Consider the following 17,263-nt stretch of genomic DNA (forward strand, 5'->3'; position numbering starts at 1 on the left):
GTGACTTCCCGACCGTTCGTGTTCGACACCCAGGTGTTCGGACGTCGACCCGGTGCGGAGAAGTCGTACGATCTCGACCTCGAGGCACCCGCGGATCTCGGTCTTCCGGTCTTCGGTGTTCCCGAGGGCTCGCCCATCGGTCTGGAGCTTCGGCTCGAGGCAGTGATGGACGGTGTTCTCGCCACCGGAACCGCCTCGGTCCACGCCGTCGGCGAGTGTGTGCGCTGCTTGAGGGACGTCGAAGAGGATTTCGACTGCGACTTCCAGGAGCTCTACCTCTACGAGGACGCGGGCGAGGACGAACTGGCCCTCGAGGACGAGTATCTGGACCTCGAGCCCGTCCTGCGGGACGCGGTGGTGCTCGCACTGCCGCACAACCCGTTGTGTGATCCGGACTGTCCGGGACTGTGCCCCGATTGTGGGGCCCGGCTCGCGGACGATCCCGATCACACACACGGTGACGCGATCGACCCGAGATGGTCGGCGCTGACCCACCTGACCGAACGACCTGAGGAGTAACCGTGGCCGTCCCGAAGCGGAAGATGTCGCGCAGCAACACCCGGCACCGCCGTTCTGCGTGGAAGACGACGGCTGTCGCCACCGTCGACTGCGCGAACCCGGCATGCAACGGCAAGGTGATTTCCCACCGTGCCTGCGCCGAGTGCGGCCAGTACGGCGCGCGCGGTGAGCGTCGTCAGGTCCTCTGACCTGCACGACGTGCCCGAGCTCGCGGCACTGAGTGAGACGCTCGGGGTCCCCGATCTGGACCCCGAGCTCCTCACGCATGCCCTGACTCACCGTTCGTTCTCCTACGAGAACGGCCAGATCCCGAACAACGAGCGCCTCGAGTTCCTCGGCGACTCGGTGCTCGGCCTCGTGGTCACCGAGACCCTGTTCCGTGGTCACCCCGACCTGCCCGAGGGCCAGCTGGCGAAGCTGCGCGCGGCGGTCGTCAGCGCGAAGGCGCTCGCCGAGGTCGCGCGCACCCTCGGCCTGGGCGACCACCTGCGCCTCGGTCGTGGCGAGGAGGCCTCGGGCGGCCGGAACAAGCCCTCGATCCTCTCCGACGCCATGGAGGCCGTGCTCGGCGCGGTCTTCGTCGAGTTCGGCATCGAGCGCGCCGCCGACGTCATCCACGCGATCTTCGACCCGGTGATCGCCGACGCCGCCCAGATGGGCGCCGGCCTCGACTGGAAGACCTCGCTGCAGGAGATCTCGGCGCTGCACGGACTCGGCGTGCCCGCCTACGTCCTCGAGGGCACCGGCCCCGATCACGACAAGACCTTCACGGCCTCCGTCGTGCTGGGCGCCGAGCGCTTCGACGGCGGCACCGGCCGCTCCAAGAAGGACGCCGAGCAGATGGTCGCCGAGATCGCGTGGCGTGCCATCAGCGCTCGCGCGGCCGATCCCGCCCCGAGCCCCGACGGTGCCCGAACTTCCTGAGGTCGAGGTCGTCCGGCGCGGCCTGGACGACCACGTGGTGGGCCGCACGATCACCGCGGTGGAGGTGCTGGACTCCCGCTCGGTGCGTCGCCACGGACCCGGTCCCTCCGACTTCGTCGCCCGCCTCGTCTCCCGCCGGGTCGAGTCGGCCCACCGCCGCGGCAAGTACCTGTGGCTGGCGCTCGACGACGGCTCCAGCATCCTGACCCACCTCGGGATGAGCGGACAGGCCCTCATCGCCGATCCCGACGCCCCTGCGCCTCGCCACCTGCGGATCACCCTCGACCTCGACGACGGACGTCAGCTGCGCTTCGCCGACCAGCGGATCTTCGGCGGCATGGCGGTCAGCGAGACCGATCCGCCCACTGAGATCGCCCACATCGCGCTCGACCCGCTGGATCCCGCGTTCGACGACGCGGCGTTCGTCGCCCGCCTGCGACGGCGCCAGACCGGCGTGAAGCGCGCCCTGCTCGACCAGGGCCTGGTGTCGGGCGTGGGCAACATCTACGCGGACGAGGCGCTCTGGCGCGCCCGCCTGCACTACGCGCGCAACACGAAGGGGCTGCGGATCGCCGAGGCCACCGACCTGATCGGCCACGTGCGCGACGTGATGTCGCAGGCGCTCGAGCAGGGTGGCACGTCGTTCGACGCGCTCTACGTGAACGTCAACGGTCAGAGCGGCTACTTCGACCGCTCGCTGAACGCGTACGGCCAGGAGGGGCGGCCCTGCGACCGCTGCGGTGACCTCATCGTGCGCGAGCCGTTCATGAACCGCTCGTCCTACCGGTGCCCCACGTGCCAGCCGCGGCCCCGCAACGGTCGCTGGTGAGCCCCGGGATGCGCGCGGCTCGCTAGGGTGACCGCGTGGACCGGTACGGGAGCGAGGCGCGCGAGCGGGTCGTGCCCGAGCCGCCGAAGCGCTCCGGGCGCACCTCGTTCGAGCGCGACCGTGCCCGGATCCTGCACTCCTCCGCCCTGCGGCGCCTGGCCGGCAAGACGCAGGTCATGGGAGCCGGCACCGACGACTTCGTCCGCAACCGGCTGACCCACTCGCTCGAGGTGGCCCAGGTCGCCCGCGAGCTCGGCAAGAGCCTGGGCTGCGACCCCGAGATCGTCGACTCAGCCGCGCTGTCGCACGACCTCGGGCACCCGCCGTTCGGGCACAACGGCGAGACGGCACTGAACGAGGTGGCCGCCTCCATCGGCGGCTTCGAGGGCAACGCCCAGACGCTGCGCATCCTGTCGCGGCTCGAGGCCAAGACCTTCGACGCCCGGGGCCGCAGCGTGGGCCTCAACCTGACCCGCGCGACGTTGTCCTCGTGCGTGAAGTACCCGTGGCGCCGCGGCGAGCGGGACACCCCGAAGTTCGGCGTCTACGAGGACGACCTGCGCGTGTTCGAGTGGCTCGACATGCAGGGCCGGCTGACGATCGAGGCGCAGGTCATGGACCTGTCGGACGACATCGCCTACTCCGTCCACGACGTGGAGGACGGGGTCGTCGGCGGCTGGTTCAGCCTCGTCGGCGACCTCGACACCCCGGGATCGTGGCGCGTGGCGCGTGACTGGTACGACGCGACCGCCAGCGACGACCGCCTGGGCGCGGCGCTGGAGCGGCTGCGCGCGCTGCCGGAGTGGCCGGTGTCGGCGTTCACCGCCGACCGGTCGTCCCAGGCGGTGCTCAAGAGCCTGACCAGCGCCCTCATCGGCCGGTTCGCCGGTGCCGCCTACGAGGCCACGGTGCAGCGGTGGGGGACCGGTCCGCTGGTCCGCTACGCGGGCGAGCTCGAGGTGCCTCGGGACACCCTCGACGAGATCAACGTGCTGAAGTCGCTCGCGGCCCACCACGTCATGCGGGCCGACCCGCGCGTGCGCGACCTCGCCCAGCAGCGCGACCTGCTGCACGGGCTGGTGGCCCACCTGCGACTCAAGGGCGAGGGCGAGCTGGAGCCGGAGTTCGCCGCCGACTTCCGGGCCGCCGCCGACGACGCCCAGCGCCTGCGCGTGATCGTCGACCAGGTGGCCAGCCTCACCGACGCCTCGGCGCACGCCTGGGCCCGCCGGCTCCTCGGCTGACCGCCTGGGGGAGACGACCCGTATCGAGATCGGGCGTGGGTCGCAGCACCTAGGATGACCTCATGGCGCGCATCAAGGACGAGGACATCCAACTCGTCCGTGAGCGGGTCCGCATCGACGAGGTCGTCGAGCAGTACGTCACGTTGAAGAACGCGGGCGGCGGGGCGCGCAAGGGCCTGTGCCCCTTCCACGACGAGAAGAGTCCGTCGTTCAACGTCCGCCCGGCCCAGGGCTTCTACCACTGCTTCGGCTGCTCGGCCGGCGGCGACGCGATCAAGTTCCTCATGGAGATCGAGGGCCTGTCCTTCGCCGAGTCGGTCGAGCGGCTGGCCGACAAGTACGGCGTCCAGCTGCGCTACGAGGAGACCGGCGCCCCCACGGGCCCCCGGCGCGATCCCGGCCAGCGCCAGCGGCTCCTGCTGGCCCACAAGGCCGCCGAGCGCTTCTACGCGGAGCAGCTGATGTCCTCGAGCGAGGCGGTACCCGGCCGTCGCCTGCTCACCGATCGTGGCTTCGACCAGGCCGCGGCCGAGGTCTTCAGCATGGGGTGGGCCCCGAGGTCCGGTGAGGCGCTCGTCGCGCACCTGAAGGCGAAGGGGTTCGCCGAGGACGAGCTCATCGTCGGCGGCCTCGCCCGGCGTTCCGCCCGCGGCCTGTACGACGCGTTCCAGGGGCGCCTGCTGTGGCCGATCAAGGAGATCTCGGGCGAGGTCATCGGCTTCGGCGCCCGGCGCATGTTCGACGACGACTTCATGAAGGGCAAGTACGTCAACACGTCCGAGACGCCCCTCTACAAGAAGACGCAGGTCCTCTACGGGATCGACCTGGCCCGCGACCCGATCCGCAAGGAGAGCCAGGCCGTGGTCGTCGAGGGGTACACCGACGTGATGGCGTGCCACCAGGCCGGCGTGCTCACCGCGGTGGCCACGTGCGGCACGGCGTTCGGCGAGGGGCACGCCCGGGTCCTGCGGCGGCTCATGCTCGACCACGACGCCTTCCACGGCGAGGTCATCTTCACGTTCGACGGCGACGAGGCCGGCCAGCGGGCCGCGCTGAAGGCCTTCGAGGGCGACCAGGAGTTCGTCGGCCAGACCTATGCCGCGGTGGAGGAGCGGGGAATGGACCCGTGCGACCTGCGGCTCGCCGACGGCGACGCGGCGGTCCGCGACCTCATCGGCTCGCGCATCCCGCTCTACCGCTTCGTGCTGGACAACACCCTCGAGCGGTACGACCTCGATCGCGGCGACCAGCGGATCGACGCGGTCCGCGAGGCGGTGCGCCTCGCCTCGGCCGTGCGAGACACCTCCAAGGTCGACGAGTTCCTGCGTGAGATCGCCAACAGGGCCGGCGTCGACATCGACCTCGTGCACTCCGAGCACCGCAAGGCGGCCGGCCAGAAGCCCGCCCCGGCCCGGGCCCAGCGCGGTGCCGCCGAGCCCGAGCCGCCGCGCGCCGAGCCGACGGTGTTCGCCAGCTTCGGCGCGCCCCAGTTCGGCGACGAGCGCGAGGCGCTGAAGGCGCTCGCCCAGTACCCGCACGTGGCCCGCACGGTGGCGGCCGACCTCACCGACGACGACTTCGTGCACCCCGTGGCTCGCGAGATCTGGCGGCACATGGTGGCGCAGGGGCTGCCCGAGCAGGCCGACTCCGGGTGGCTGCCGGCGGTGGCCGACTCGCTGCCCGGCGACGACCTGCGCCGCGTGCTCGGCGTCGCGGCCGTCGAGCCCATGCACGCCTCCGAGCAGGGCGCGGTCTCGGTGGTGCCGGCCGTCCTGGCGCGCCTCCAGGAGCTCTCGCTGGCCCGGCAGATCGGCGACGTGAAGTCGCGCCTGCAGCGCACCGAGCCCACCGCGCCGGAGTACGCCGAGGTGTTCGGCCGGCTGGTCGAGCTCGAGCAGCGTCGTCGCAGCCTGCGCGAGCGCGCCCTCGGCGCCATGGCTCCCTGAGCCGCTGCCCGATACCCCGCGAGTTGGCGCAAAGTCGCCCGCCACTCGGCGTGAGGGTGCGGGGGTCGGTGAGGGCGGGACAGGTCGCCGGTGCTCGGGGCCCTGTGGGTGAGCGGCGCGTCGTCCACAGCGCGCTCCGCGCCCCTGTCGCGGGGCCGCGCCGACCGGGAGGTTGGGGTGGTGTCGCCCTTCGTGCTCCATGCCCTGGCCCAGGTCCCGATCCCCGCGGACGCCGAACGGATGCTGGCGCGTGCCGCCACGGCCGGTGATCGCGCCGCGCGCGAGGAGCTGATCTGCGCCGGGCTGCGCAACGTCGCCCTGCACGCGCTACGCCTGGGGCACCGGGGCGAGGGGCTCGACGAGGCCGTCGCGGCCGGGGCCGAGGCGCTCATCCTCGCCGTCGACCGCTTCGATCCCGACCGCGGCACGCGCCTGTCGACGTACGCCTGGAGCTGGATCGCTCGGGCCATGACGCCCGGCCGAGAGACACCCACCGTCGAGCACCGCACCACCTCCGCGAGTGGGAGCGACCTGCTCGACGACCTGCCCGAACACCTCGCCGCAGTGGCCGGATTGCGGTACGGACTGCTGTGCGAGGACGGCGTCGGACTCACGATCGACGAGGTCGCCGAGCACCTCGGGTTGACCCGCTGGCAGGTCCGCGATCGGGAGGGGAGGGCCCTTTCGCATCTGCGTGGACGACTTGCTAGAGTTGGTCGCCGTGCTCCTCTTGGGGAGCCGATCCCCCGTAGCTCAATTGGCAGAGCATTCGACTGTTAATCGAAGGGTTATTGGTTCGAGTCCAATCGGGGGAGCGCGAGAGGCCCGGTTCTCACTCGGATACGAGTGAGGACCGGGCCTTCTTCCTTGTCCGGGCGGGTGAACTTGTACGCTCGGACGGCGACGGGGAGGTAGCTCAGCCGGTCAGAGCAGAGGACTCATAATCCTTGGGTCGTGGGTTCGAGCCCCACCCTCCCTACTTCGGCAGCGAGCGGAGAGGTGGAGCGATGGCACGCGACACGGCCCTGTTCGACCTCGACGGAACCCTGTGCGACACGTCGTCCATCGACCACCTCGTGACCGGTGACGACCCCGACTACCGGGCCTTCCACGCGGCCTCAGCCGGATGCCCGCCGCGCACCGACGTCCTCGCGGCGCTCGAGGACGCGCGGAGCCGTGGGCTCGCGATCGCGCTGTGGACCGGACGCGAGTTCGTCTGGCGCGATCTGACCCTCGACTGGCTCGTCCTCCACGGCATCGCCCACGACGGGCTCTACATGCGCTGGGCGGCCGACTACCGGCCCGCCACCGTCGTCAAGACCGCACTGCTGGGCGACATCGAGGACGACGGGCTGCGCATCGTGGAGGCCTGGGAGGACGACGCTGCCGTCGTCACGCTGCTGCGCGACGCGGGCGTGCCGACGGTCCACGAGGTCGGGGGAGCGGCCTCCTGAGCGCGATTCGGCAGCCAGTCCTTGTCGCGGACCCCTGCATGGGCCACAATGGAGCCAGGTATCACCCGAGATCGCTGGGGAAGGCGCACCTAGGGAGGTACCGATGAACACGGTGAATACGGTCCGATCCGGCACCCCACTGACGCGGGGTGTCCTTTTCGTGCACTCTTCGCCCTCGGCGTTGTGCGCCCACATCGAGTGGGCGGCCGCCGGCGTGCTGGGCGGCAAGGTCGATCTGACCTGGACGCCCCAGTCAGCCGAGCCCGGAACCCACCGCGCCGAGCTCTCGTGGCAGGCGCCCGCCGGCACCGCCGCGTCCCTCGCCTCCGTGCTGCGCGGCTGGGACCTCCTGCGCTTCGAGATCACCGAGGAGCCCACCGCCACGAGCGAGGGCGCCCGCTACTCGTTCACGCCGAGGCTCGGCATCTTCCACGCCATGACCGGGCTGCACGGCGACGTGCTGATCCCCGAGGACCGGATCAAGGCGTTCCGGGTCAAGGCCGCCCAGGGCGACATCTCGATGGACGAGGCGCTCGACGGGTTGCTGGGCGTCAAGTGGGACGCCGAGCTCGAGCCGTTCCGTCAGGCCGGCGAAGGTGCGCCGGTCCGCTGGCTGCACCAGGTGATCTGAGGCCCGCTCAGCCGATCGTCACGGTGATGTCGGGCGTGGAGTCGCCGGACGCCTTGTCGGTGACCCGGAACTTCCTCTCGCCCGTGCGCGACGTGTAGATCTTCGTCTCGAACCGGCCGCCGTCGCCTGCCGCGACGGTGACGGGGAAGTCGTCCCAGGGGCCGTCGCCGTCCTTGACCTGGATCTGCAGCTGAGCGCCCTTGTCGGCGGTCGGCAGGACGCCCACGATGTCGAAGCGCTCGCCGGGGGCCGCACGGTTGCCGGGAACGGGCGTCAGCTTGGGCTTGGGGCCCTCGTCCTGCGCCTCGGGCTCCGGCGTGGGGGTCGGCGTGGGCGGGGGCGCCGTCGTCGGCTCACTGGTGGGTGCCGCGAGTGGCGGCAGGTCGGCCGACGTGACGCCGGTGGCGGTCAGGGCGCCCGCGGAGAAGAGTCCGATCCCGACGCCGAGCGCCACGCCGATGAGCGCGAGCCAGCCGAAGGCGCGCGCAGCCGGGTGGCGCAGGTCGGGTCGGGACGTCACGCCTGAAGTCTACGGGGCTTCTACGAGAAACCGGCGACGCCCTGACCTAGGATGATCAGATGGTGCTGCCCCCGGAGCGCGGAGCGGTGGACGACGTCGACTACGTCGTGGTCCACGGTTACCGCCGCGCCTACCGGATGCGCGGTACGGGCCCGCCGCTGCTCCTGCTGCACGGCATGGCGTGCGACTCCACCACGTGGTTCCCCGTGATGGACCAGCTGGCCGAGCACTTCACGGTCATCGCCCCCGATCTGCTGGGCCACGGTGAGTCCGACAAGCCCAACGCCGACTACTCGCTGGGCGGCTTCGCGAACGGCATGCGCGACCTCCTGACGATCCTGGGCATCGACAAGGTCACGGTGGCCGGACACAGCTTCGGTGGCGGTGTGGCCATGCAGTTCGCCTACCAGTTCCCCGAGCGCACCGAGCGCGTCGTGCTGGTCTCCAGCGGGGGACTGGGTCCTGAGGTCACGCCGCTCATCCGGGTCCTCACCCTGCCGGGAGTCGGCCTCGGGCTGCGCCTGGCCACGCTGAAGCCGTGGCGCGGTGTCGCCGCCGGCACGATGCGGGCGTTGTCCCACGTGCCCGCCGCCCGCGACCTGGACGAGGTCGCCGCGATCTACGAGCGTCTCGCCGACCCCGCCACCACGCTGGCGATCCGTCGCCTCACCCGCACGGTGCTGGACTGGGACGGCCAGTTCGTCACGATGGCCGACCGCGCCTACCTGACCCGCCTCATGCCGCTGCTCGTCGTGTGGGGGCGCAACGACCGCGTCATCCCCGTCGAGCACGCCCAGCGCCTGCCGCTGATGGAGAACTCGCACGTGCACGTGTTCGAGGACTCCGGGCACTTCCCGCACAAGGACCACCCCGACGAGTTCGCGCGGGTCGTGATCGACTTCTGCCGGGTCCAGGCTCCGGCCCAGTACCACCGAGGCAAGTGGCGCGCGCTACTGCGGCGCGGCGATCAGGCCGGGTTGGCCAGCGTGTCGGTGTCGGACGGACGCGAGTCGCCCTCCGCCGTGAGCTGAAGCTTGTGGTGCCGTTGGTGCCAGAACCCGTTGCCCGTCGCCCAGCCCGCCAGGGCCACCGAGATCCAGCCGATGAACGCCCCGGCGACGTCGTCGGCGATGAAGTGCCAGCCGAAGTAGATCGTGGCGATGACCGTCAGCACGAAGTAGATCCACGCCGTGATCTGCAGGTAGCGCGGCTGGTCGGTGCGCTGGAAGAACAGCACGGCCGTCAGGGTCACCGAGACGTGCAGCGAGGCGAACGCGCCGATGCCCCAGATGGGGGCCTGCGTGGGGTTCTCGTAGTTCTGTGCCGCATTGACGAAGAGCGAGTACTGCAGCTGGGTGACGCCCGTGGTGGGCAGGTCGTCGAAGAGGGTGGCGGCGGAGTACGCCGGGCCGAGCGAGGGGAAGACGTAGTACGCCGCCGCGCCGAGCACCCAGTTCAGCGAGAGGGCGGTGGCGTACCAGGCGCCGAGCGAGAAGTCCTTGTTGAGCACCAGGAACGCCGCGAGCGTGACCGGGATCAGCGGCAGGTAGCTGACGTAGACCGTGGCGAGGACCTGGGCCGCGAAGCCGGTTCCCAGCACGCTGTGCAGGATGTCCGCCGGGTGGTTGCCGAACATCAGCCAGTAGTCCCAGCGCGAGAGCATCGTGTCGAAGTTGACGCCCTCGCGCACGGTGGGCAGGAAGCCCTTGATGTTCCGGTAGCTGACGTAACAGACGTAGAACGTCAGCAGGCCCGTGGCGATGTGGAACACGCGGCTCCACGACCACTCGTCGCGGATGATGTCCTTCACCCCACGCCCGAAGTGGCGCACGCCCGCGCGCCGCAGCGCCATCGGCACGATGCCGAGGGCGAAGAACGCCAGGCCCATGACGGGCAGGCGCACGTACGCCGGGCCGAGGAAGCCCTCGGGGTCCTTCAGGGCGATGCCCAGACGGGCCGACATGACGATCGCCGTGATGCCGATGGCGGCCGCCAGGGCGACGCCGAAGGTGTACGGCCACGCGCGCAGCACGCCCCACCATCGTCCGAACATGCGGATCAGTCTACGGCGCGCTCGCTGAGAGCATCCTGAGGTGTCGGCCCGTCCGGGTCAGGCGGGGCTGCCCTCCTGCTTCACCCCTGCAACGGCGGTGGGATCGTCGATCCGCAGCGAGTCGAACGCCTCCTGCGCGACCTTCGGGTCGATCCGACCCTCGCGTCCGAGCGAGGCCAGCACCGCCACCACGATCGACTCGGCGTCGATCTGGAAGTACCGGCGCGCGCCCGCGCGGGTGTCGGCGAAGCCGAAGCCGTCGGCGCCCAGCGACATCCACGAGCCGGGGATCCAGCGCGAGATCTGGTCGGGGACCGCCCGCATGTAGTCGCTCACCGCGACGGTGGGTCCGCCCTCGCCGAGCTTCGTGGCGATCCACGGCGTGCGCGGCTCCTCGCCCAGGTGGTTGAAGTTCCAGCGCTCGGCCGACTCCGCGTCCCGCGCGAGCTCGTTCCACGACGTGACGGACCAGACCTCGGCGGCGACGCCGTACTGCTCGGCCAGGGTGGCCTGGGCCTGGAGCGCCCACGGCACCGAGACGCCGGAGGCGAGGATGCGAGCGGGCGCGTCGCCCTCGATCGGGGACGCGGCGTAGCGGTACGCGCCCTTGAGGATGCCCTCGACGTCGACGCCCTCGGGCTCGGCCGGCTGGTTGATCGGCTCGTTGTAGACCGTCAGGTAGTAGATGACGTCCTCGCCGAAGCCGCTCGCGGTGTTCTCGCCGTCGCCATACATCCGGCGCAGGCCGTCGCGCACGATGTGGGCGATCTCGAAGGCGTAGGCCGGGTCGTAGTGGACCACTGCTGGGTTCGTGCGCGCGATCAGCGGCGAGTGGCCGTCGGCGTGCTGCAGACCCTCGCCGGTGAGCGTGGTGCGACCGGCGGTGGCGCCCACGAGGAACCCGCGGGACAGCTGGTCGGCCATGGCCCAGAACGAGTCACCGGTGCGCTGGAACCCGAACATCGAGTAGAAGAGGTAGACCGGGATCATCGGCTCGCCGTGCGTGGCGTAGGCGCTGCCCGCGGCGATCGCCGAGGCGGCGGCGCCGGCCTCGCTGATCCCCTCGTGCAGGAGCTGACCCTTCTCGCTCTCCTTGTAGGCCAGGAGGAGCTTGCGGTCGACCGACTCGTACGTCTGGCCGTGCGGGCTGTAGATCTTCGCCGACGGGAACATCGAGTCCATGCCGAACGTGCGGTACTCGTCGGGCGCGATCGGCACGATGCGCTGGCCGATCTGCTTGTCCTTCATCAGCTCGCGCAGGAGCCGCACGAACGCCATGGTCGTGGCGATCTGCTGCTTGCCCGAGCCCTTGCGCAGGTCGGCGTAGGCGTCGTCCTGGGGCAGGTCGAGCGGCTTGGCGCGCACGATGCGCGAGGGCAGCGAGCCACCGAGCTCCTGGCGCCGCTCGAGCATGTAGCGGATGTCCTCGTGGTCGGCGCCGGGGTGGTAGTACGGCGCGCCCTCGGGGGAGTCGATCTGCTCGTCGGTGATCGGGATGCGCAGGCGATCGCGGAACGTCTTGAGGTCCTCGTTCGTCAGCTTCTTCATCTGGTGCGTGGCGTTGCGCGCCATGAACGACTCGAGCAGCCAGCCCTTGATCGTGTGCGCCAGGATCACGGTCGGCTGGCCCTGGTGCTTGGTGGCCGACTCGAACGCCGCGTAGACCTTGCGGTAGTCGTGGCCACCGCGCGGCAGCTTCTCGATGTCCTCGTCCGACAGGTGCTCGACGATCTTGGCGAGCTCGGGGTCGGGGCCGAAGAAGTGCTCGCGGTTGTAGGCACCCGTCTCGATCGAGAGGGTCTGGAACTCGCCGTCGGGCACGCGGTTCATCTGGTTGACCAGGGCGCCGGTGGTGTCGCGGGTGAGCAGGTCGTCCCACTCGCGCCCCCACACCACCTTGATGACGTTCCAGCCGGCGCCGAGGAAGAACGACTCCAGCTCCTGCATGACCTTGCCGTTGCCGCGGACCGGGCCGTCGAGCTGCTGGAGGTTGCAGTTGACGACGAACGTGAGGTTGTCGAGCTGCTCGCGCGCGGCCAGGCCGATGGCGCCGAGCGACTCGGGCTCGCCCATCTCGCCGTCGCCCAGGAACGTCCAGACGTGCTGGTCGCTGGTGTCCTTGATGCCGCGGTTCTGCAGGTAGCGGTTGAACCGCGCCTGGTAGATCGAGTTGATCGCCGCGAGGCCCATCGAGACCGTGGGGAACTCCCAGTAGTCGCTCATCAGCCGCGGGTGCGGGTAGGACGGCAGGCCCTTGCCCTCGCCCTGCGACTTCTCCTGGCGGAAGTTGTTGAGCGCCGACTCGTCGAACCGGCCCTCGAGGAACGAACGCGCGTAGATGCCCGGGGCCGCGTGGCCCTGGTAGTAGATCTGGTCGCCGCCGCCGGGGTGGTCCTTGCCCTTGAAGAAGTGGTTGAAGCCGACCTCGTAGAGGCTCGCCGCCGACTGGTACGTGGCGATGTGGCCGCCGACGCCGAGGCCGGGGCGGTTCGCGCGCGACACCATCACCGCGGCATTCCAGCGGATGTACGAGCGGATGCGCCGCTCGATGTCCTCGTCGCCGGGGAAGTCGGGCTCCCGCTCGGGCGGGATGGTGTTGATGTAGTCGGTGCTGCGCAGCGCGGGCATGCCGACGGCTCGCTCACGGGAGCGCTCAAGCATGCGCAGCATCACGTACCGCGCACGGTCGCGTCCGCGTTCGTCGACCATCTGGTCGAGCGAGCTGAGCCAGTCCCGCGTCTCGTCGGGATCGACGTCGGGCAGCTGCGTGGGCATGCCCCCGTGGATGATGGGGCGGTCGGGGCCGGATGAGGCCATGGTGCACTCCCTGGGGTGTCGGGATGGACCCTTCCATCAAACCACCCGGAGTTCGCTAGTGTGAGTCCGGCAAGCAACCGATAGGCCTTACTGAGCAGTAGGGCAGAAGGAGGTGCGGTGGACGCGGGGAAGCTGGGCTTCGAACCTGACTCCGTCATCCAGGAGCTCGGCTGGGACGAGGACACCGACGAGGAATTGCGGTCGGCGATCGAGTCCCACACGGGCAGCGAACTGGTGGACGGTGATGTCGGCGAGGTCGTCGACGGCGTGATCCTGTGGTGGCGCGAGGACGACGGCGACCTGACGGACGCTCTCGTCGATGCGACGCAGGACGTCGCCGAGGGGGGATCCGTGTGGCTGCTGACCCCCAAGGTCGGCCGGGACGGTCACGTCTCCGGTGCTGACATCGGTGAGGCTGCCCCCATCGCGGGACTGTCGATCACCACCACCTCCGCGGTCGGTCCGAACTGGGTCGCCACCAAGCTCTCGACGCACAAGCGATGAGCGCGCTCGTCGAGGTCGGCTCCGCCGCGCCGGACTTCACGCTCAAGAACCAGCACGGCGAGGACGTCTCGCTGTCGGGGCTGCGCGGCCGGAACGTGGTCGTGGTGTTCTACCCCTTCGCCTTCAGCGGCATCTGCACCGGCGAGCTGTGCGAGATCCGTGACAACCTGGCCGTCTTCAACGATGCCGACGCCGAGGTGCTGGCCATCTCGTGCGACCCGATGTTCGCCCTGCGCGCCTGGTCGGACCAGGACGGGTACGACTTCAGCCTGCTGAGCGACTTCTGGCCGCACGGCGCGGTGGCGAAGGCCTTCGGCATCTTCGAGGAGGGTCCCGGCGCCGCCGCGCGAGGCACCTACGTCATCGATCGCGAGGGCATCGTGCGCTGGAAGGTCGAGAACGGGCTGGGCCAGGCTCGGGATCTCTTTGCGTACCGTGAGGCACTTGCGTCACTCGACTGAGTTCTGAGCAAATTTTCAGGCCGTAACGCGAGGAAATCGCTCACGTCGGCCATGTGGATCTGGTTTGATAGGACTACCGCGCCGCCGGGGACCCGAGACCCCGGCGGCGCGGCTTTTCTGTGCGTGGGCCCGGTGAGGGGTCGTTGCGTTACCGTTCTCGTGCACTCGAAGCGTGCAGGCGGGGCGAATAGCTCAGTTGGTCAGAGCATCCGGTTTACACCCGGAAGGTCGGGGGTTCGAGCCCCTCTTCGCCCACCAACGGTGGCAGTCTGAGTTCCATGACGCCACCCCGAGTCATCGCGATGCTGCCGTGTGCCGACATCGATGAGATCACCGCGTTCTTCGACGCGCTGGGCTTCGCCGTGACCTATCGCCAGGTCCGGCCCAACCCGTACGTCGTGGTGGACGGGCACGGGTTCGAGCTGCACTACTACGGCATGGAGGGGCACCTCCCGGAGTCGTCCCACAGCACGTGCGGGGTCATCGTCGAGGACACCGGGCAGATCTTCGAGGCGTTCGCGGCAGGCCTCCGCGCGAAGTACGGGAAGCTGCCGGTCGCCGGCTTCCCTCGGATCACCCGGCCGCGGCCGCGCAAGAACGTGGGAGGCGTCACCGGCTTCAGTCTCATCGACCCCGCCGGGAACTGGATCCGGTTCTTCCGCGACCGCGCGGAGCCCGCCGCGCCGGGCAGTCCGCTGCACGAGAGCCTGCTGAACGCGGTCGTGCTGGCCGACAGCAAGGGCGACGTGCCCCAGGCCGCCAAGATCCTCCGCGGGGCGATCGCGCGCGCCGAGGACGGCGACGACGCGATGGCGGAGGCCCGAGACTTCCTCGGCGAGCTGGAGGAGCGGCTCGCGGGGGAGGGCGATGCGACATGACCTCGGACACTCCTCAGGAGGCGCTGGCGCGGCGGGTCCGCCGCGTGCTCGCCGGTCGCGCGAGGTGTCCATGTTCGGCGGCCTGTCGTTCATGGTCGACGAGTCCCTGGCCGTCGCCGCGCGACGTGACGGCAGCCTCCTCGTACGTGTCGATCCCGCCGAACGGGACGAGGTCATGCATCGCCCCGGAGCGGGACTCGCGGCGATGAAGTCCGGGCGCGAGATGGGCGACGGGTGGCTTGCGGTCGCGCCGGACGCCCTGGTCGACGACGACGCCGTGGGGTCCTGGGTGGCCGTCGGCCTGGCCGCTCGTCCACAGTGACGCGGCGAGATGGAGCGCTTGTCGGAGCCGCCTGACACGATCGGGACATGACGACGATCGCCACGACCACCGCCGACGAGGCCCTCGAGCGCCTGCGCGCGCTCACGGGCCGGCCCGATGCGCGCTTCCACGAGGGCCAGCTCGAGGCGATCGCCGCGCTCGTCGACCAGCAGCGGCGGGCGCTCGTCGTCCAGCGCACCGGCTGGGGCAAGTCGGCCGTGTACTTCGTCGCCACGGCGCTGCTGCGCTCCCGCGGTGCCGGTCCCACGGTCCTGGTGTCGCCGCTGCTGGCGCTCATGCGCGACCAGGTGGCCGCGGCCGAGCGCGCCGGGGTGCGTGCGGCGGCGATCAACTCCGCCACGGTCGAGGAGTGGGACGACATCGAGGCGCGCCTGGCGGCCGACACGATCGACGTCCTGCTGGTCTCCCCGGAGCGCCTGAACAATCCCACGTTCCGCGAGCAGCAGCTGCCGCGGCTGCTCGACCGGATGGGCCTGCTGGTCGTCGACGAGGCGCACTGCATCTCCGACTGGGGCCACGACTTCCGCCCCGACTACCGCCGGCTGGCGCACGTCATCGAGTCGCTCGGGCCCCAGGTCCCTGTCCTGGCCACCACCGCCACCGCGAACGCCCGCGTCGTGGCCGACGTCGCCGAGCAGCTCGGGGGCGACGTGCTCACGCTGCGCGGCTCCCTGGCCCGCGACTCGCTGCGACTCGGGTCGCTCACGCTGCCCTCGGCGAAGCAGCGGCTGGGCTGGCTCGTGGCGCACCTGGGCGACCTCACCGGCAGCGGGATCATCTATTCGCTCACCGTCTCGGCGGCCGAGGACACCGCACGGCTGCTGCGCGAGGCGGGCTTCGAGGTGCGCGCCTACACCGGTCGTACCGACCCGTCCGAGCGCGAGGAGCTCGAGCAGGCGCTGAAGGAGAATCGTGTGAAGGCCCTCGTGGCCACCAGCGCCCTGGGGATGGGGTTCGACAAGCCCGACCTCGGCTTCGTCGTGCACCTCGGGGCGCCGTCCTCGCCGGTGGCGTACTACCAGCAGGTCGGCCGTGCCGGACGCGCCACGGATCGTGCCGACGTGCTGCTGCTCCCCGGGCCCGAGGACCGCGACATCTGGCGCTACTTCGCCACCGCGTCGATGCCCGACCCCGAGCGGGCCGACCGGGTCATCTCCCAGCTGGGCTCCGAGCCGATCTCCACGCCGGCACTCGAGGCGCTCGTCGACATCAAGCGCACCCAGCTCGAGCTGCTGCTGAAGGTGCTCGACGTCGACGGCGCCGTGCGCAAGGTGCGCGGGGGATGGGTCGCCACGGGGCAGCCGTGGGTGTACGACGCCGAGCGTTACGAGCGCATCGCTGCGGCGCGCGAGCACGAGCAGCAGGCGATGCTGACGTACGAGCGCGGGCAGACCTGCCGGATGGAGCTGCTCCAGCGCGATCTCGACGATCCGTCGGCCACGTCGTGCGGCCGCTGCGACGTGTGCACCGCTGCCTGGTACCCGACCGACGTGCCGGAGGCCACGGTCGGCCGCGCCACCGAGGCGCTCGACCGGGTGGGCGTGCCGATCGAGCCGCGGGGCCAGTGGCCCACGGGCGCCGACCGGCGCGGGGTCGACGTCAAGGGCCGGATCGCGGTGGACGAGCGGGCCGAGACCGGTCGCGTGATCGCGCGTCTCACCGACCTCGGCTGGGGTGGCACCCTGCGCGAGCTGTTCGCCGCGGGCGCACCCGACCGTGAGATCCCCGAGCCGCTCGTCGGCGCGGCCGTGCGTGCCCTGCGGGACTGGCCGTGGGAGGAACGTCCCGTGGCGGTCGTCGCGATGCCGTCGGTCACCCGGCCCACCCTCGTCGCCTCCACGGCCGAGACGATCTCGCGTCTCGGCCGGATGCCGCTGCTCGGCACCCTCGACCTCGACCCCCACATCCCGCGCTCCGAGACCGGGGGCAACAGCGCCTTCCGGCTCGCCTCGGTGTGGGGTCGGTTCAGCGTGGGTCCCGAGCTCGCCTCCGCGCTGCGGGACACTCCGGGGCCGGTGCTCCTCGTCGACGATCTCGTCGACAGCCGATGGACGATCACCGTGGCCGCACGCGAGCTGCGCCGGGCCGGCGCCGCCGCGGTGCTGCCGTTCGCTCTGGCCACGGTGGCCTGACGCGGCGA

General features: G+C 70.8%; 18 protein-coding genes and 3 tRNA genes. 18 read left to right on the forward strand and 3 right to left on the reverse strand.

Features of this window, described 5'->3' with window-relative positions:
- From B5D60_RS13085 to B5D60_RS13135, 11 genes are all read left to right on the forward strand, one after another.
- On the forward strand, positions 1–519 hold the full coding sequence (locus tag B5D60_RS13085) for a YceD family protein (RefSeq protein WP_197684319.1): 519 nt from the start codon (positions 1–3) through the stop codon (positions 517–519).
- A 2-nt stretch (positions 520–521) separates the two neighbouring features.
- Positions 522–707, forward strand: a complete 186-nt coding sequence (gene rpmF, locus B5D60_RS13090; protein ID WP_078700579.1) for a 50S ribosomal protein L32 — start codon at positions 522–524, stop codon at positions 705–707.
- Positions 685–1,443, forward strand: coding sequence for a ribonuclease III (rnc, locus tag B5D60_RS13095; RefSeq protein WP_197684320.1), 759 nt, complete (start codon positions 685–687; stop codon positions 1,441–1,443). Before rpmF ends, rnc begins: the two co-directional genes overlap by 23 nt.
- Positions 1,427–2,272 carry a bifunctional DNA-formamidopyrimidine glycosylase/DNA-(apurinic or apyrimidinic site) lyase gene (gene mutM / locus B5D60_RS13100; RefSeq protein WP_078700580.1) on the forward strand — a complete coding sequence of 282 codons (846 nt, stop codon included), beginning with the start codon at positions 1,427–1,429 and terminating at the stop codon, positions 2,270–2,272. The genes rnc and mutM overlap by 17 nt, the downstream gene beginning before the upstream one ends.
- A gap of 35 nt (positions 2,273–2,307) precedes the next feature.
- On the forward strand, positions 2,308–3,516 hold the full coding sequence (locus B5D60_RS13105) for a deoxyguanosinetriphosphate triphosphohydrolase (RefSeq protein WP_078700581.1): 1,209 nt from the start codon (positions 2,308–2,310) through the stop codon (positions 3,514–3,516).
- A gap of 62 nt (positions 3,517–3,578) precedes the next feature.
- Positions 3,579–5,462, forward strand: coding sequence for a DNA primase (dnaG, locus tag B5D60_RS13110; RefSeq protein ID WP_078700582.1), 1,884 nt, complete (start codon positions 3,579–3,581; stop codon positions 5,460–5,462).
- Positions 5,463–5,702: 240 nt separating this feature from the next.
- On the forward strand, positions 5,703–6,242 hold the full coding sequence (locus B5D60_RS17355; protein WP_407922768.1) for a sigma factor: 540 nt from the start codon (positions 5,703–5,705) through the stop codon (positions 6,240–6,242).
- Positions 6,205–6,277: transfer RNA gene (locus B5D60_RS13120), tRNA-Asn, on the forward strand. Before B5D60_RS17355 ends, B5D60_RS13120 begins: the two co-directional genes overlap by 38 nt.
- Before the next feature lie 90 nt (positions 6,278–6,367).
- A tRNA-Met gene (locus tag B5D60_RS13125) sits at positions 6,368–6,441 on the forward strand.
- Between the two features lie 28 nt (positions 6,442–6,469).
- Positions 6,470–6,916, forward strand: a complete 447-nt coding sequence (locus B5D60_RS13130) for a phosphatase domain-containing protein (RefSeq protein WP_078700583.1) — start codon at positions 6,470–6,472, stop codon at positions 6,914–6,916.
- Positions 6,917–7,076: 160 nt separating this feature from the next.
- A complete protein-coding gene (locus B5D60_RS13135; protein ID WP_456236402.1) occupies positions 7,077–7,547 on the forward strand; it encodes a DUF3145 domain-containing protein in 471 nt (156 codons plus the stop codon).
- A gap of 7 nt (positions 7,548–7,554) precedes the next feature.
- Here the strand turns inward: B5D60_RS13135 and B5D60_RS13140 are convergent, their stop codons facing one another.
- Entirely contained in the window at positions 7,555–8,067 is a 513-nt protein-coding gene (locus tag B5D60_RS13140) for a hypothetical protein (protein WP_078700585.1), read from the reverse strand.
- A gap of 59 nt (positions 8,068–8,126) precedes the next feature.
- On the opposite strand from B5D60_RS13140, the gene B5D60_RS13145 reads away from it, so the two are divergent.
- The gene (locus tag B5D60_RS13145; protein ID WP_078700586.1) at positions 8,127–9,098 is read left to right on the forward strand and encodes an alpha/beta fold hydrolase; all 972 of its coding nucleotides are present in this window, start codon (positions 8,127–8,129) and stop codon (positions 9,096–9,098) included.
- Here the strand turns inward: B5D60_RS13145 and B5D60_RS13150 are convergent.
- Positions 9,035–10,120, reverse strand: coding sequence for a phosphatase PAP2 family protein (locus B5D60_RS13150; protein WP_153303017.1), 1,086 nt, complete (start codon positions 10,118–10,120; stop codon positions 9,035–9,037). The genes B5D60_RS13145 and B5D60_RS13150 overlap by 64 nt on opposite strands.
- A gap of 57 nt (positions 10,121–10,177) precedes the next feature.
- Positions 10,178–12,937 (reverse strand): pyruvate dehydrogenase (acetyl-transferring), homodimeric type, encoded by a 2,760-nt coding sequence (aceE, locus tag B5D60_RS13155; protein ID WP_078700587.1) that lies wholly within the window; start codon positions 12,935–12,937, stop codon positions 10,178–10,180.
- A gap of 117 nt (positions 12,938–13,054) precedes the next feature.
- On the opposite strand from aceE, the gene B5D60_RS13160 reads away from it, so the two are divergent.
- From B5D60_RS13160 to B5D60_RS13185, 6 genes are all read left to right on the forward strand, one after another.
- Positions 13,055–13,441: a DUF3052 domain-containing protein gene (locus B5D60_RS13160; RefSeq protein ID WP_078700588.1), complete on the forward strand. Its 387-nt coding sequence runs from the start codon at positions 13,055–13,057 to the stop codon at positions 13,439–13,441.
- Complete coding sequence (locus tag B5D60_RS13165; RefSeq protein WP_078700589.1) at positions 13,438–13,902, forward strand: peroxiredoxin; 465 nt, start codon at positions 13,438–13,440, stop codon at positions 13,900–13,902. Before B5D60_RS13160 ends, B5D60_RS13165 begins: the two co-directional genes overlap by 4 nt.
- Before the next feature lie 181 nt (positions 13,903–14,083).
- A tRNA-Val gene (locus B5D60_RS13170) sits at positions 14,084–14,160 on the forward strand.
- 20 nt (positions 14,161–14,180) lie between these two features.
- The gene (locus B5D60_RS13175) at positions 14,181–14,780 is read left to right on the forward strand and encodes a VOC family protein (protein ID WP_078700590.1); all 600 of its coding nucleotides are present in this window, start codon (positions 14,181–14,183) and stop codon (positions 14,778–14,780) included.
- A gap of 70 nt (positions 14,781–14,850) precedes the next feature.
- On the forward strand, positions 14,851–15,102 hold the full coding sequence (locus B5D60_RS13180) for a TfoX/Sxy family protein (RefSeq protein WP_197684321.1): 252 nt from the start codon (positions 14,851–14,853) through the stop codon (positions 15,100–15,102).
- A gap of 47 nt (positions 15,103–15,149) precedes the next feature.
- Positions 15,150–17,255, forward strand: a complete 2,106-nt coding sequence (locus tag B5D60_RS13185) for a RecQ family ATP-dependent DNA helicase (protein ID WP_078700591.1) — start codon at positions 15,150–15,152, stop codon at positions 17,253–17,255.
- The last annotated feature ends 8 nt before the right edge of the window (positions 17,256–17,263 follow it).

It is taken from the genome of Aeromicrobium choanae (genome assembly GCF_900167475.1).
GTDB classification, from domain to species: Bacteria; Actinomycetota; Actinomycetes; order Propionibacteriales; family Nocardioidaceae; genus Aeromicrobium; species Aeromicrobium choanae.